The sequence below is a fragment of the Chelatococcus asaccharovorans genome, assembly GCF_003201475.1.
Classification (GTDB): domain Bacteria; phylum Pseudomonadota; class Alphaproteobacteria; order Rhizobiales; family Beijerinckiaceae; genus Chelatococcus; species Chelatococcus asaccharovorans.
The window spans coordinates 101722-115611 of record NZ_QJJK01000007.1; the positions used below are offsets into that span (position 1 = coordinate 101722).

General features: G+C 59.8%; 14 protein-coding genes. 9 read left to right on the forward strand and 5 right to left on the reverse strand.

Annotation, left to right across the window (positions count from 1 at the left end; genetic code table 11):
• Window positions 1-82 precede the first annotated feature (82 nt).
• Both C7450_RS33595 and C7450_RS17250 read right to left on the reverse strand, forming a co-directional pair.
• Window positions 83-370, reverse strand: a complete 288-nt coding sequence (locus C7450_RS33595) for a hypothetical protein (protein WP_146227376.1) — start codon at window positions 368-370, stop codon at window positions 83-85.
• A gap of 219 nt (window positions 371-589) precedes the next feature.
• On the reverse strand, window positions 590-1282 hold the full coding sequence (locus tag C7450_RS17250) for an SDR family NAD(P)-dependent oxidoreductase (RefSeq protein WP_110375706.1): 693 nt from the start codon (window positions 1280-1282) through the stop codon (window positions 590-592).
• Between the two features lie 269 nt (window positions 1283-1551).
• On the opposite strand from C7450_RS17250, the gene C7450_RS17255 reads away from it, so the two are divergent.
• From C7450_RS17255 to C7450_RS17295, 9 genes are all read left to right on the forward strand, one after another.
• Window positions 1552-2313 carry an SDR family oxidoreductase gene (locus C7450_RS17255; RefSeq protein WP_110375707.1) on the forward strand — a complete coding sequence of 254 codons (762 nt, stop codon included), beginning with the start codon at window positions 1552-1554 and terminating at the stop codon, window positions 2311-2313.
• A 44-nt stretch (window positions 2314-2357) separates the two neighbouring features.
• Window positions 2358-3563 carry a pyridoxal phosphate-dependent aminotransferase gene (locus tag C7450_RS17260; RefSeq protein WP_110375708.1) on the forward strand — a complete coding sequence of 402 codons (1206 nt, stop codon included), beginning with the start codon at window positions 2358-2360 and terminating at the stop codon, window positions 3561-3563.
• Window positions 3564-4045: 482 nt separating this feature from the next.
• On the forward strand, window positions 4046-4867 hold the full coding sequence (locus C7450_RS17265) for an ABC transporter permease (protein WP_245449859.1): 822 nt from the start codon (window positions 4046-4048) through the stop codon (window positions 4865-4867).
• Window positions 4867-5670 carry an ABC transporter permease gene (locus C7450_RS17270; RefSeq protein WP_110375710.1) on the forward strand — a complete coding sequence of 268 codons (804 nt, stop codon included), beginning with the start codon at window positions 4867-4869 and terminating at the stop codon, window positions 5668-5670. The genes C7450_RS17265 and C7450_RS17270 overlap by 1 nt, the downstream gene beginning before the upstream one ends.
• A gap of 142 nt (window positions 5671-5812) precedes the next feature.
• A complete protein-coding gene (locus C7450_RS17275; protein ID WP_245449861.1) occupies window positions 5813-6850 on the forward strand; it encodes an extracellular solute-binding protein in 1038 nt (345 codons plus the stop codon).
• A gap of 9 nt (window positions 6851-6859) precedes the next feature.
• Window positions 6860-7957, forward strand: coding sequence for an ABC transporter ATP-binding protein (locus C7450_RS17280; RefSeq protein WP_110375712.1), 1098 nt, complete (start codon window positions 6860-6862; stop codon window positions 7955-7957).
• Window positions 7958-8159: 202 nt separating this feature from the next.
• Window positions 8160-8858 carry a 5-oxoprolinase subunit PxpB gene (pxpB, locus tag C7450_RS17285; protein ID WP_245449863.1) on the forward strand — a complete coding sequence of 233 codons (699 nt, stop codon included), beginning with the start codon at window positions 8160-8162 and terminating at the stop codon, window positions 8856-8858.
• On the forward strand, window positions 8855-9826 hold the full coding sequence (locus C7450_RS17290) for a 5-oxoprolinase subunit C family protein (protein ID WP_110375714.1): 972 nt from the start codon (window positions 8855-8857) through the stop codon (window positions 9824-9826). Before pxpB ends, C7450_RS17290 begins: the two co-directional genes overlap by 4 nt.
• Before the next feature lie 38 nt (window positions 9827-9864).
• A complete protein-coding gene (locus tag C7450_RS17295; RefSeq protein WP_110375715.1) occupies window positions 9865-10632 on the forward strand; it encodes a LamB/YcsF family protein in 768 nt (255 codons plus the stop codon).
• A 71-nt stretch (window positions 10633-10703) separates the two neighbouring features.
• On the opposite strand, the gene denD is transcribed toward C7450_RS17295, so the two are convergent.
• The 3 genes from denD to C7450_RS17310 all read right to left on the reverse strand — a co-directional run bounded on the left by denD (window position 10704) and on the right by C7450_RS17310 (window position 13816).
• On the reverse strand, window positions 10704-11684 hold the full coding sequence (gene denD / locus C7450_RS17300) for a D-erythronate dehydrogenase (protein ID WP_110375716.1): 981 nt from the start codon (window positions 11682-11684) through the stop codon (window positions 10704-10706).
• Between the two features lie 229 nt (window positions 11685-11913).
• The gene (locus tag C7450_RS17305) at window positions 11914-12858 is read right to left on the reverse strand and encodes a LysR substrate-binding domain-containing protein (RefSeq protein WP_110375717.1); all 945 of its coding nucleotides are present in this window, start codon (window positions 12856-12858) and stop codon (window positions 11914-11916) included.
• A 286-nt stretch (window positions 12859-13144) separates the two neighbouring features.
• Window positions 13145-13816: a 4-carboxy-4-hydroxy-2-oxoadipate aldolase/oxaloacetate decarboxylase gene (locus tag C7450_RS17310; RefSeq protein WP_110375718.1), complete on the reverse strand. Its 672-nt coding sequence runs from the start codon at window positions 13814-13816 to the stop codon at window positions 13145-13147.
• Window positions 13817-13890: the final 74 nt, after the last annotated feature.

The window sequence follows — 13890 nt, forward strand, 5'->3', positions numbered from 1 at the left end:
TGCCCCGGCCTCGAGAGAGAGTGTGCGCGTCACCGAGCCGTGACGCTGCGCCATTTCGGGACGCAACACGTTTGGCGCAAGTTTAGATCGCCGAAAGCACGTAACGTGCAGCCTCGCCGAACTCGCCGATAGATGACGACCGCTTGTCTTCTAAGAGGATCGCAGCCACCTGAAGTGCCGGAATCGCGATCGGCTCCGGGATCTCGTCCGCGGTGATACGGAGAAATTCCGATAGCGCCATCGCAAGCCGAGACTTGATGCCAGTTGTGGGCACTCCAGCGGCTACACGTTCGAGTAGCTGCGGAACGAGCTGACAAAGTGACGGCGGCAACAGGATTTGCGCTGGATGTGAGGTTAGTGCGTCGACCAACGCAGCGGCACCTTCAGGGCTGCCTGATGACATAGCGGCTGTAGTTGAGACCGTACTTAACTTACCCAACAACGCTGCGGTTTCGGAGTTGCTCGTTCACTCCCAGTTTGAGCCAATGCTCTGAGTATCCATACAAAGCGGAGCCCGGTTCTCAACGCCGTTGAAGCCGGGCGTCTGTTGATCAGAACTTAATTGTAGTCAGCCCTTGATACCATTTCATCAAAGGGTCGGTTCAAACTGACAATGGACCAGAAGCTCTGATACGGCGGCATTATTAGGTAGCAGCAGTGCGGTCTGCACCAGTTGCGCCAGATCTTCAGGCGAACTCATATCGTGACGCGGAATCTCATCGTCCGCAAGTGTCATGTCCGTCGCCACATAACCGGGGCAGATCACCGTCGCACGAATACCCGCCGCCCGGCCTTCCCGCCGGATGCCGTGGGTGAGCGCGACGACCGCGAACTTGGTCATGGCGTAGCCCACGTTGGAGCCCACTCGCTTTCCGGCAAGCGACCCAAGATTGACGACCCGCCCATGGCCGCAGACCTCCAGATGGGGCAGAGCGGCGCGCACAAGCCTGAGGGGCCCCTTCACATTGATCCGCCACATCTGATCGAGCGCATCTTCCTCCGGATCCGACACCCTGACCTTGGGGTTGATCCCGGCGGAATTGACGAGGGCGTCCACCCCGCCCCACCGGGCGACCGTTGCTGCGACCCAGGTGCGCGGGTTGTCGGGATCCTCGGCCTCGTAAGCATGTGTCATGAGGCGATCGGTCTCCGCCAGCCGCGAGGGATCGCGCATCCCGGCGGACACACGAAAACCGGAGGCGAGCAGAAGCTCCACCACCGCCCGTCCGATGCCGCGCGAGGCGCCTGATACCATGACGATGCGGTTGTCGACAGCCAGCATATGCCGCTCCTCGTTCGTATTTCATTCTGTATTGGCAACAAAACTAGGAGGTGCTGCCCGGCGGAGCTAAGAGCAATTCGCTCTGTCGCCATCCGATGCGCTTATAGCCCGCCCCCGCTTGAAACCGCTGCACCGACCAGCGCCGCATCGCCCCTCCTTATGAGGGCAGATCAAATAGCTAGTATGCGCTGCAGGATCGCCCTCCTAACGTGGCCCCAGAGACAAGCACGGCGCTTGCCTGACTGGCGTGGGCGCGGGGAACGTAACGCATGGCTTTTTCGGATTATCGCATGGCGCTCGTGACGGGTGCCTCATCCGGGATCGGGGCCACCGCGGTGCGCCGGCTATGCGCTGAGGGCTTGACTGTTCACGCTGTTGCGCGGAACGCCGCTCGCCTCGCAGAGCTCGCTGCGGAGACAGGCTGCGAACCACACGCGTTGGATGTGTGCGACAGCTTCGCAGTCGAACGCCTAGTGAAGTCCATCGACGTTGATATCCTCGTCAATAATGCTGGACAGTCAAGGCGCGGCACTATTCTCGAAACGACACCCGGAGATGTAAACACGCTGGTCGATATCAACCTGCGCGCGGTTCTTCATCTCACGCGCCTTATTGTACCTGGCATGGGCGAGCGTAACCGTGGCCATGTCGTCAATATTTCCTCCATCGCCGGGCTTTATGCTTTTGGTGAGAACGAGACGACCTTCAACTCCTCAATCGCCTACCATGCGACAAAGGCCGGTATCCATTTGCTATCGCAGCAGTTGCGGGTGGATCTGCTAGGCAAGAGCGTGCGCGTCACCGAGATCGCGCCGGGCCGCGTGGCCACCAATGTCTTCGCCCACGCCAAAGTCGCGCCGGATGACAGCGCGCGACTCACGACATCGTTTGAAACCTTGCAGCCGTCGGATATCGCCGACCTGTTGATCTTCGCCATCAAGGCCCCGGAACGCATGAATGTGGCAACTCTGGAAGTGACGCCGACCTGTCAAGTCGTCGGCGGTCTGCAGTTTGCCAGGCGCGCCGTCTAAGGGGGGCTCAAACTCACAGTATAGCATAAACGATTGGAATACTGATGCTGATGTCTGCAGACCGCCTTAGAAACGTGAAAGTGTCCGCCTCAGCGGCGATGACTGACAAGGCGCGCGAACTGCGCGCGCAAGGGATCGGGATCATCAGCTTGTCCTCCGGCGAGCCTGACTTTCCAACCCCTCTCCACGCGATCGAGGCCGCCCATAAGGCAGCGCTTGCCGGTGACACGAAGTATCCGCCCCAACCCGGAACGCCCGCGTTGCGCGCGGCCATCCAGCGCAAGTTCAAGCGCGACAACAATCTCGATTATGCGATCGGGGAAATCCTCGTCGCCAACGGTGGCAAGCAGATCATCTTCAACGCGCTGCTTGCCACCTGCAATCCTGGCGACGAGGTCATCATCCCATCGCCGGGCTGGATTACCTATGCGGATATCGCCTATCTCGCCGAGGCAACCCCGATTCCCGTTCCCTGCCCGGAGAATAACGGGTTCAAGCTGCGCCCGGAGGATATCGAGGCAGCCATCACGCCCCGAACGAAATGGCTGATCCTAAACTTCCCCAATAACCCGACCGGCGCAGCGTGCACGCGGGACGAGATGCGGGCGATCGCCGAGGTCCTGCTCAGGCATCCGCATGTCTTGATCCTCACCGACGACATCTATGAACATCTGACCTATGACGGCTTCAAGTTCTGCACTTTGGCGGAGGTCGAACCCGCGTTGCGGGACCGCGTCCTGACGGTGAACGGGGTCTCGAAGGCTTATGCGATGACGGGGTGGCGCGTGGGCTATTGCGGAGGCCCGAAGTCCTTGATCGACGTCATGAACAATGTGCATGGACAGGCGACGGGGGGCATTACAACCGTCAGTCAGGCGGCAGCGGTCGCGGTGCTGGACGGGCCCCAAGACCTTCTGAAGGAGCGCGCCACGATCTATCAGGCCCGTCGCGATCTCGTCGTGGAATTGCTCAATGCGATCCCCGGCATCACCTGCCACAAGCCCGAGGGCGCATTCTACGTCTATCCGAACATCGCCAGCTGTATCGGCAAGACGACAGCGGGCGGTCGCGCTATCGAGACGGACACGGACTTCGTGTCTGCTTTGTTGGAGGAAGCTCATGTCGCCGCGGTACCGGGTAGCGCCTATGGCATGAGCCCCCACTTTCGCATTTCCTATGCGACGGATATTGACTCGCTGAAAGAGGGATGTCTCCGCATTGCTCAGCTCTGCGCTGGCTTGTCGTCATAGGGCCATCGTGGATCGGACTGGCTCGGCCATCAATCCTGGGTTCGGCTGACCAACCCCAGCTTGATCAGGCGCGTTCCGGTCCATAAGCCATAAGGCGCAACGATGACCCTAAACGAAGATCGTCTTGGCGCAGAAGAGGGGTGCCGCCTAAGCTATTGCAAAAGTGAGGGGTTCGGTCGCCACACTCGGCCCAGGCGATCTGACGCGTATTAGTATTGGCTATGAGCCATTTGCTGAACATCATTGTGGCGCATCGCGCGTCTGCGATGATTCGTTTGGGCGGACCATTCAGTCACTGCAGCCGCTTGGCGGAAGGTCTAGAGGTTGTCGTTCACGGGAGGTAGATTTGAGCGACCATTTCAATCCGTTTTCGCCGAGGGCATCCGGTGATGGCCGCTGAGATTGATTCCTCAATCACTCAGCCCCGCGGGCGGGCGCCGGCGTTCGGTCTCCGGTTATCGGCCAGTTATTTGATGATACCAATGCTGGCCTTCCTCGCCTATTTCTTCTTCTATCCCGCGCTGCGTCTGCTGTTCTCCAGCATTCAGACGCAGAACAGTCAGGGGATAGTCGGCCCACCCTATACCTTGGAGCACTATACGCGCCTGCTCAACGTAGATCTCTATGCACGCGTATTCTGGAATACGCTTCGCATGAGCGTCATCACATCGTTGATTGCTACGATTCTGGCCTATCCGGTCGCGATCGTGATGGTCAAAAGTCGGCCGATGGTGACGCGGATCATCACCCTCATCGTCATCGCCCCCTTGATCGTCAGTGTGGTCGTGCGCGGCTACGGCTGGCAGCTCATCCTGACGAACGGGCCGAAGGGCCTCCTGAATTGGCTTCTGATGAGCCTCGGGATCGTCGATGCGCCCCTGTCCATTCTCTATACCGAGGCAGCGGTCATCATCGGCTCCCTGCATGTATTCTATCCGATGATGGTTTTGCCGCTCGCTTCGGCTTTGGGAAAAATAGATCCCAATCTCGAGGACGCCGCACGCATGCTTGGCGCGCCCTGGTGGAAGGTATTCCTTCGGGTGACGCTTCCGCTCAGCCTCCCAGGATTCGTTGCGGGTTTCACGATCGTCTTTTCGCTCACCGCCGGATCCTTCGTTATCCCCGCGATATTGGGCGGCGCTTCAGCCATCATGCTTGGAAATCTCATCGAGCAACAGATATTCGTGGTCTACGACTGGCCCTTCGGCGCGGCGATCGCCCTCATCCTTGTTGCCGTCGTCTTTGCGGTGAACGGGTTTTCAATGTGGCTCCTTGAGGGCCGCCGCCTGAGGAGGCCGGCCTGATGGACGAGCGCTTTTCCGGCCCAGGAGCCTGGATCCTCTATGCGATAACGATCGCCATGATGATCTTCATCCTGTCGCCTCTATTGCTGGTGATGGCCGTATCGGTCTCGGATTCGTACTTCGTCACCTTTCCACCCGAGGGCTTCACCTTGAAATGGTACGCCAAGGTGCTGCAGGATCGGGACTTCATAGACGCGATGCAATTGAGCATCCTGCTCGCGCTCGGCGCCACCATAGGTTCGCTTCTCCTGGGTGTCCCCGCGGCCTTCGCGCTCGTGCGCGGCGACTTCTTCGGCGCGGCGGCGATCACGGGCTTCCTGCTCTCGCCGCTGATCTTTCCGGCACTTGTCACGGGCTTGGCCCTATTGCAGGTCTTGTCCAGGCTGGGTTCCGAGGATGCGCGTCTGAACCTTCTGATCGGCCATATCGTTGTGACAGCGCCCTATGTTATCCGCACGGTTTTGAGCAGCCTGCTGCTGGTCGACGAGAATCTCGAGGACGCCGCACGGACGCTGGGCGCGAGCCGCATGCGCACGTTCTGGCGGGTGACGTTGCCACAGATCGCCTCTGGCGTTGCTGCCGGCGGGCTGTTCGCTTTCATGGTCTCTTTTGACAATTACCCGATTTCCATGTGGCTGGCGAACTCGGAGTATTCGCCTGTGCCGCTTGTCCTCATGCGCCAACTGGTCAATGTCTTCGATCCATCGGTTCCAGCGATGTCGACGATCATCATTCTCTTCGCGATGGCCGGTGTGCTGGTGCTGGAGCGCTTGGTTGGCCTGCGGCGAGCCCTAACCGTATAGGATCGACGCGGGTCCTAACGATACACCGGTCTAGTAGGACAAGAAATATACCTGGATTTACCAGGGTGTTGAAAATTCGCCTCGCTCAAATACTATTTATAATGATGGGGAACTTATAATGACCTTTACACGCAGAAATCTTATGAAAGCAGGAGCGGCTGCGGCTGTCTTTCCGACGATCATCAGCCGCGCGTCGGCGCAGGCCAAGCAGCTGCATGTCGGCGTTTATAATTCGGCACAAGGCAAACTCATCCAAAAAGAAGTCATTCCCAAATTCGAGGCGGAGTACAAGTGCCGGGTCTTCACGACCGAGGGCGCGACGCTCGCCAATATCGCCGCGTTGCGCGCCACGCGGGATGCCCCACGCTTCAGCGTCATGTCGATGGACGACGTCGGCATTCCGCAAGCCAAGCAGGAAGGCCTGATCGACAAGCTCGATCCCGCCAAGATTCCGAATCTGGAAAAGGTCTACAAGCGCTATATTTTCGAGGACGGCTTTGGCGTGGGCTTCGCTATATCGAGCGCGGCGCTCTTTATCAACCCGCAGGTTACCAAGCCTATCCAGAGCTACGAAGAAATATTCGATCCGAAGTACCGCAAGCAGATATTGCTGAATACACCGAAGAACACGCAGAGCATCCTGATGCTCATCGTCGCGACCGCCTTGGCGACGGGCAAGCCCCTCAAGGAGGCGCAGTATCTGGTCGACAGCGGCTGGGACAAGCTGGCGACGCTCAAGCCAAACATTCTGACGATTTACGACAGCGAGGCACAGGTGCTGCAGGTCGCCCAGGGCCAGGCGGCTATCGGCGGTATCGAATACTCCAAGGCCGTCTATCCGCATACTGCCAAGGGCGTTCCGCTCGACATGACCTTCCCCAAGGAAGGATCCTTCACAGGCATCAACAGCATCACGATGGTCAAGAATGCACCGGAGCCCGAACTGGGCGCCGCCTTCATCAATCGCATTCTCGAGCCGTCCGTGGCCAAGATGCTGGCGGAGCAGACCTTGAGCGCGCCGTCAGTCAGCGGTATCGAGTTCAAGCCGGAAGTCGCAAAGTTCTTGGCCTACCCCGATACCAAAGCCACAGAACTCGGGTTGTTCACGCCGGACTGGAACTATATCGTCCCACGCCGGGGTCCGTGGCTCGAGCGCTACAACCAGTTGTTCACAAGCTGAGTGGATGTCATGAAGTCGGCCGAAGTCAGGCTTGAGAATATCAGCAAGCAATACCACCGCTTGACGGCGGTCGACAATGTTTCGCTGAAGATTGAACCGGGCAGCATGATCGCGCTGCTCGGTCCAAGCGGATGTGGAAAGACCACCTGCCTGCGCATGATCGCCGGGCTTATCCGCCCCACTTCAGGTGGAATATTCGTCAACAATGCTGATATCACGCATGTTCCGGTCCATCGCCGGAACATCGGCATGTTGTTCCAGAATTATGCGCTGTTTCCGCATCTCACGGTCGAGGAGAACATTGCCTTCGGCCTCGAGATGCGGGGCATCAAAAAGGCGGCGGCGAAGGCCAGGGTCGCGGAAGCGCTCACCCTGGTGCAGCTTTCGTCTTTTGGGGGCCGTTATCCGGCCCAGCTCTCAGGCGGCCAGCAACAGCGCGTTGCACTGGGGCGGGCGCTGGTCATCGAGCCGGCGATGCTGTTGCTTGACGAGCCGCTCGGTGCGCTCGACAAAGGGCTGCGCGAGAGCATGCAGGTCGAATTGCGAGCCTTGCAGCAACGTCTCGGCCTGACGACGATCATGGTCACCCACGATCAGGATGAAGCCCTGACAATGGCCGACAAGATCGTTGTCATGCGGGCTGGAAATCTTGAGCAGGTCGGCTCTGCGACCGAGATTTACCAACGCCCCGTTTCGAAATTCGTCGCTAGCTTCATCGGCGTTTCTAACATGTTCGAGGGTGCTGTCGAGCGGCGTGAGGGCGCCGGCGGGCTTGTCGCAGCCAAATCGGGGATTAGGCTTCAGGTCGACAGCATGCCGTCGATGGCCTCCTCGGATGTGACCGTTTCCATCCGCCCGGAAGCGATCACCGTCGAGAAGGCGAATGGCCTTGAGGTGGCGGACCGTCCCAATGTCGTGGCGGCGCGTGTCGAGCAGGTGATCTACCGCGGGTTCATAAGCCATTATTACTTGAGGACCCAGGGTGGCCAGCAGCTCATTGCTTTCGAGCAAAACCAGCTTCACACCACAGGGCTGCGCCATACCGTTGGTGACGAGGTCGTCGCGCGCTGGGACGCCTCCAGTAATCACGTTATTCCGAACCCATAGAGGATCTGATCGGGGAATGGTTGGCACATTGCGTTACACCCTCCCTCTTCGCCCTGTCGTCAAGCTCAATGAAAGCCACGGGGCGTGTCATCGACGCGACTTATGCCCGTAGAACCACAACCTCTTGGAACGCGCAGCATCATTTATCTAGGTTGCTCCAGCCGGAGGCTCCTCGAAAGACAGCCGGAATCGGAGAAATATCTTGTTGACCGACCATGCTGCCCTCGCACCCTTCATCGCAACGATTGCGAAGGATCCGAAGATCAGCTCCATCGGCACCCTGGCTCTGCTGGTGGAGGCACCGGGTGAATTCACAATTGAGCAACAGAGCCGCATCTGGGCTTTGGCGGATATTGTCTCATCCTGGCCGAATGTTCAGGAGGCTGTTCCGGGTGTCACCAATCTCATGCTGATATTCGATCAGCCGCCTGAAGCTCTTGACGGGTTGAGCGCAGCCATCGTCGAACTCTGGCATAATCTGCCGTGCAGGGACATCTCAGGCAAGCTCATTGAGATACCGGTGATCTACGGCGGCGAAGCCGGGTTTGACCTGCCCGCGGTGGCGGCACGCACCCGGCTATCGGAGCGAGATGTCATCCGCATCCACAGCGGGGGCGAGTATACGGTCTGTGCCATCGCCAGTTCGCCCGGCTTCGGATATCTCCATGGTCTTGATCCGCGCATCTTCATGCCGCGGAAGTCGGTGCCTTCGCTGAACATGCGCGCCGGTTCCGTCACCATCGGCGGCATGCAGACCGGCGTGGCGGTGGTGACGAGCCCCAATGGCTGGAATGCCATCGGCTGGGCGTCGCTGCCAATGTTCGATCCCCTGAGCGACAACCCGTCGCTGATGCTGCCGGGCGATCAAGTCAAGTTCAGGATCGATCGGATCGAGCTGTGATTGAAGTGCTGACGAGCTTCGCGCTCAACACCGTTCAGGACAAGGGTCGTGTCGGCGTGCGCCGCTTCGGTGTCAGCACGTCCGGCGTCATGGATCCCCTCGCGCTGACGGTCGGCAATACGCTTCTGGGCAATGACGAGAACGCCGCGTGCATCGAGGTGCAGACCTTTCCTTTCCGGATCCGTTTCACCATCGATTGCGCGTTCGCAGTCACGGGGGCCGACTGCATGGCGAGGCTCGGGGAGGTATCCTTGCCGCCGTGGTGGTGTGCTCAGGCCAAGGCTGGAGATGTACTTCAGCTCAACGCACCAAAACGGGGTGCGCGCGGCTATATTACCTTTCGCGGCGGCCTTGATCTGCCGCTGATCCTGGGTTCGCGCAGCACGCATTTGCGGTCCGGGTTTGGCGGCTTCGAGGGCCGTCCGCTGATGGCGGGTGACGCGCTTCCGCTCTGCTCGGCGGCGGCCCCCACCGAGGGACGTGTGGGCTTCGGTGCCGAGCCGCCGGACATCGCGATTCCTGCGCCGGTCGACGGAAAGGCTTTGCAGGTGCGCGCGCTGCGCGCCGGTGAATACGACCTGTTCCCCACGGCGATGCAAGACCTGTTCTGGTCGACGCTCTGGAAAATCGGCATGCAAAGCGATCGCGGCGGCTATCGCCTCGCGGGGCCGAAACTCTTGCTGCCAGAGCCCGTCGAGATGCGCTCTCACGGCGTGGTTCCGGGCGTCATACAGGTGCCACCGGCGGGCGAACCTATTGTCCAGATGAGCGATGCAAACACGGCGGGCGGCTATCCGAAGATCGCCGCCGTCGTACAAGCCGACCTCTGGCGGCTTGGGCAGGCGAAGCCGGGATCATTCGTGACCTTCAAGGGTGTGAGCTACCGCGAGGCCGTCGCCGCGATGGATCCGGTCGAAAACTACCTTGCGCGCGTTGGCACAACGAGTGCGCTCTACCGGGCGCTTTGAGGCGGCTATCGATTTATGTTCTGGGAGCTGGATCAACGATGAAGATCGATGTCAATTCGGATATGGGTGAGGGCTTCGGGCCCTATCGCATTGGCGACGACGAGGCTCTGATGAACATCGTCTCGTCCGCCAATATCGCATGCGGCTTTCACGCTGGTGATCCCCTTATCATGGATCGCACGGTGCGCATGGCCAAGGCGAAGGGTGTGGGCATCGGTGCGCATCCCGGCCTGCCCGATCTCCTGGGCTTCGGACGTCGCGTCATCCAGATGGATGCCACGGAGATCGAGAAGCACATGGTCTACCAGATCGGTGCTTTGCAAGCGATTGCCCTGAACGCCGGCCATCGCGTCACCCATGTCAGCTTCCATGCGGCCATGGGCAACATGGTCAATGCCGATCCCGACATGGCGGATCTCGTCGCACGGGCGATCGCTGCCGTCGATCGCGATCTCATCGTGTTCTCCATGCCGGATATGGAGATCGTGCGGGCCGCTCAGGCCGCGGGCTTGCGGGTTCTTACGATGTTCCTGGCAGACCGCGCCTATGATGCGGACGCCAATCTCGTGTCCCGGAAACTCCGCAACTCGGTCATCACGTCACCGGATGCAGTGGCGAAGCGTGTTCAGCGCTTTCTCGACAGCGGAACGATAGAGACCATCGAGGGCCAGTCGATCAAGATTGAGGCCCGCTCCATTCTCGTCCACAGCGACACGCCCGGCGCCGTCGATCTCGCGGCCACGGTCCGCCGTGTCATCGAACAGGGCGGCGGCACCATTACTCCGGCGACGGCATTGCTGGCGTGATGGACCTGCGGCCGTCTTTCCAGGAATAAGCCCCCGCGAGATGATCTCGGGGGCTTATTATTACCGATGGATCAGCCGCGAAGTTCATCTGCGATGTGAATGCGGATGATGTCTTCGAAGTTGCTCTCGGCCTTGAAGCCAAGAGACAGCGCGCGGCGCGCATCGAAATCCCGTGGCCAACCATCAACGATCCGGATGATCTTCTCGTCGGGCTCCCGGCGGATGCGCGCGACGACGGCGTCGCCCGCGATGTTGCGCAGGGCCTCGATCTGCTCGCCAACGGTGCATGAGACACCGGGCATGCTGAGCGTGCGCCGGGGGCCCACGGCGTCCCCATTGATGGTCGCCGCGTGCAGGAGGAAGGCGACGGCCGAACGGGGAGACGCATGCCAGTGCCGCACATCTTCCGAAACAGGCAGCACAGCCTCAAGCCCCGCAAGAGGTTCGCGGATGATGCTGGAGAAGAAGCCTGACGCCGCCTTGTTGGGCTTGCCAGGACGCACGCAGATGGTAGGCAGGCGAATGCCGATGCCGTCGAAAAAGCCCTTGCGCGTGTAGTCGGCGAGCAGGAGCTCACCGATAGCCTTCTGGGTTCCATAGGAGGTCAGCGGAGCCTGAAGGAACTCATCCATGATGCGCGGAGGATAGGGGCCGCCGAACACGCCTGTCGACGAGGTGAAGACCACGCGCGGCTTGTAAGCGCCGGCGCTGGCTCTGTTGAGCGCACGGATTTCCTCGAAGAGTGACCATGTACCGTTCAGGTTGATGCGGTAGCCTTTGTCGAAGTCGTCCTCGGCCTCTCCCGATACGATGGCCGCGAGGTGGAAGATGAGATCCGGCTTGTCCGCCAACAGCCGCTTGGCTTCCCCGGCGGCAGAGAAGTCGGACGCCCTCGTCTCCATGGTGAAAGACGCCTCGACTCGGGCCGGTTCGATCACATCATGCAACGTCAGCCGGGTAATGGGCGCTTCACCAAGCTGCGCGTCAGCGACCAGCCGGTTGGTCAGCTTGCGGCCGACCATGCCGGCCGCGCCGATGATGAGAATGTGCATGAATTACTCCGAGAGATGGAAAAATTGACGGCGGCAGTCCGACCGTATCGCCGAGTTGTAACGAGATGCCGTATGGCATCGTTGATGGCGAAACTGGCCGGCAATGGAAAAGCACCGGCGGCAGTGCAGATACGGTTAGAATGCTTGGCGATTGCAACATAGGAACAAAAGTAAAATGGCGAGATGACGGCCTGTGCGGATATCGCGGAAACCGCCTTCGCCAGCGCGATCAGTCAGCATGTTTTCCTATGATATCGGTTTGCTCTTGATCCAGTGATTCACTCAACCTGCAAGTGAGCTTCTCAAGTATTTGGCGCACAGCTTCCGCTGGTTCTGACAGGGGATTGTTGTCCGGCGTGCAGATGGACAATGTTTCCTCGATAGTCGGGGCAACGATTGGATTCACGGTCGTTTGGTCGTTGAGCTGCATATCCCGCGCGAAGGCAGCGGGTAGAATCGTCGCGGCAATGCCCTCGTTCACGCTTTGCGCAAGAGTGATCAGCGATTCCACCTCAGCAATGAGATTGAGCGGTGTGCCGTTCCGGGTGAAGGCCAGTTCGACGGCCCGTCGTACGAAGTTGTAGATGGGAGGAAGCAGCATGGGAATGTCGGCCAGTTGCTCAACGGAAACGGGCTCGCCTTGCTGCCAACCGGACGTCGCCGGCGAGATCAAGCAGAAACGTTCGGTCATGATGGGCTTGAAGCGCGCGCCCTTGATCGGGCCCGCACCATGGATCACTGCAAGGTCGAGCCTGCCGTTGATGACGAGTTCGCTATAGGCTTGTCCGAAGCTGTCCACGATATGCAATCGCACGCCGGGCAGCTCGCTGCGAACCGCCTTCAACAGCGGCACGGAAAGTCGCATGCCGCTGCTATAGGGTGCAACGCCGATCGAGACCTTTCCTGAGACGGTATAGCGGGAAACGCTGACGTCTGAATAGGCTTGGTCGAGTTGCCTCAGGATGACTTGCGCGTGCCGGTAGAGCGTCCTGCCGGCCTCCGTCAATGTAACGCCTTGTGGCCCACGAATAAGCAACTGTTGTCGGAAATGGACTTCCAAAGCGGCGAGTTGCTGGCTCAATGCGGGTTGCGCAATGTTCAAGGCGTCAGCAGCACGTGTGATGCTGCCGGTATCGACAATCTTGATGAAGGACTGAAGGCGCCGCGTCTCCAAGGGCCAAACTCCGCACAGCTGTAGCGTGTACAGCCACCACAATAGAGCATCAGGCATCGATTTGGCTTGAAGCAGTGGATGCTTGAAGAGAATGAGAGGCGTCCCTTCATCCCTCTGTCGAGGCACCTGCTTGCCCCATTGATGAGGTCGCCGAGGCAATGCTCAAGACAATGCGACGAAGAGACCCCATTCGGCCCTTAACGCAGGTCCTATGAAAGACCTCTCCGTCCCCAGGCAGGCGCGGCGCGCGACTTGAGCGCCTCGCCCCTCATTCCATCACACCCGCTCAGGCGAAGGCGCAGCCCTTAGCTTGCAGGACCTTGCCGATGCCGGACAATTCCAGAATATCTCCTCCGGCTTCCAGAGCCTTCATCACCTCGGCCTCCTTGTCCTCGCGCGCGCGGGACTTGGCCGTGACGTCGGCGATAGTCTCCCATGGCACAACGACAACCCCGTCGTCATCGGCGCTGACGATGTCGCCCGGACGGACGGCAACCCCGCCGATCACGATGGGGTGGTTGATGAAACCGAGCGTTTCCTTGACCGTGCCCTTCATGCACAGGCCATAACAAAAAACGTTGAAGCCGCGCGCATGAATGGCGGGCCCGTCACGGACACCCGCGTCCGTCACAAGGCCGACGATGCCCTTTGCCATGCAGGCGGTCGATAGAACCTCTCCAAAACCACCTTGCTCCGGGTGGTCGCCCGCGCTCACTACGAGAATGTCGCCAGGGCTTGCAAGCGAGATCGCGGTTATCAGCATCATGTTGTCGCCAGGGTGGCAGCTGACGGTAAAAGCCGGACCGCAAGCGCGCATGCCCGGATAAATCGGCTTGATGCGTGAAGTCAGCGCGCCGGAACGCCCCTGCGCCTCGTGCAGCGTCGACGGCGGAAACTGCTTGATCCGTTCGACAAGTTCCGCAGCAGGCCGCTCGAAGTTTCTGATGACGTGAGCCATGGTTCCTCCCAAGGATGGCGCGAATTGATCACACGTCACGCTACTTAGTCAGCCCGACATCCAGGGGACAAATC

Bases quoted from the DNA above. Each gene is read 5' to 3' on its own strand.
- C7450_RS17250 (WP_110375706.1), bottom strand. From the start codon at position 1,282: ATGCTGGCTGTCGACAACCGCATCGTCATGGTATCAGGCGCCTCGCGC.
- C7450_RS17255 (WP_110375707.1), top strand. From the start codon at position 1,552: ATGGCTTTTTCGGATTATCGCATGGCGCTCGTGACGGGTGCCTCATCC.
- C7450_RS17260 (WP_110375708.1), top strand. From the start codon at position 2,358: ATGCTGATGTCTGCAGACCGCCTTAGAAACGTGAAAGTGTCCGCCTCA.
- C7450_RS17265 (WP_245449859.1), top strand. From the start codon at position 4,046: ATGCTGGCCTTCCTCGCCTATTTCTTCTTCTATCCCGCGCTGCGTCTG.
- C7450_RS17270 (WP_110375710.1), top strand. From the start codon at position 4,867: ATGGACGAGCGCTTTTCCGGCCCAGGAGCCTGGATCCTCTATGCGATA.
- C7450_RS17275 (WP_245449861.1), top strand. From the start codon at position 5,813: ATGAAAGCAGGAGCGGCTGCGGCTGTCTTTCCGACGATCATCAGCCGC.
- C7450_RS17280 (WP_110375712.1), top strand. From the start codon at position 6,860: ATGAAGTCGGCCGAAGTCAGGCTTGAGAATATCAGCAAGCAATACCAC.
- C7450_RS17295 (WP_110375715.1), top strand. From the start codon at position 9,865: ATGAAGATCGATGTCAATTCGGATATGGGTGAGGGCTTCGGGCCCTAT.
- denD (WP_110375716.1), bottom strand. From the start codon at position 11,684: ATGCACATTCTCATCATCGGCGCGGCCGGCATGGTCGGCCGCAAGCTG.
- C7450_RS17310 (WP_110375718.1), bottom strand. From the start codon at position 13,816: ATGGCTCACGTCATCAGAAACTTCGAGCGGCCTGCTGCGGAACTTGTC.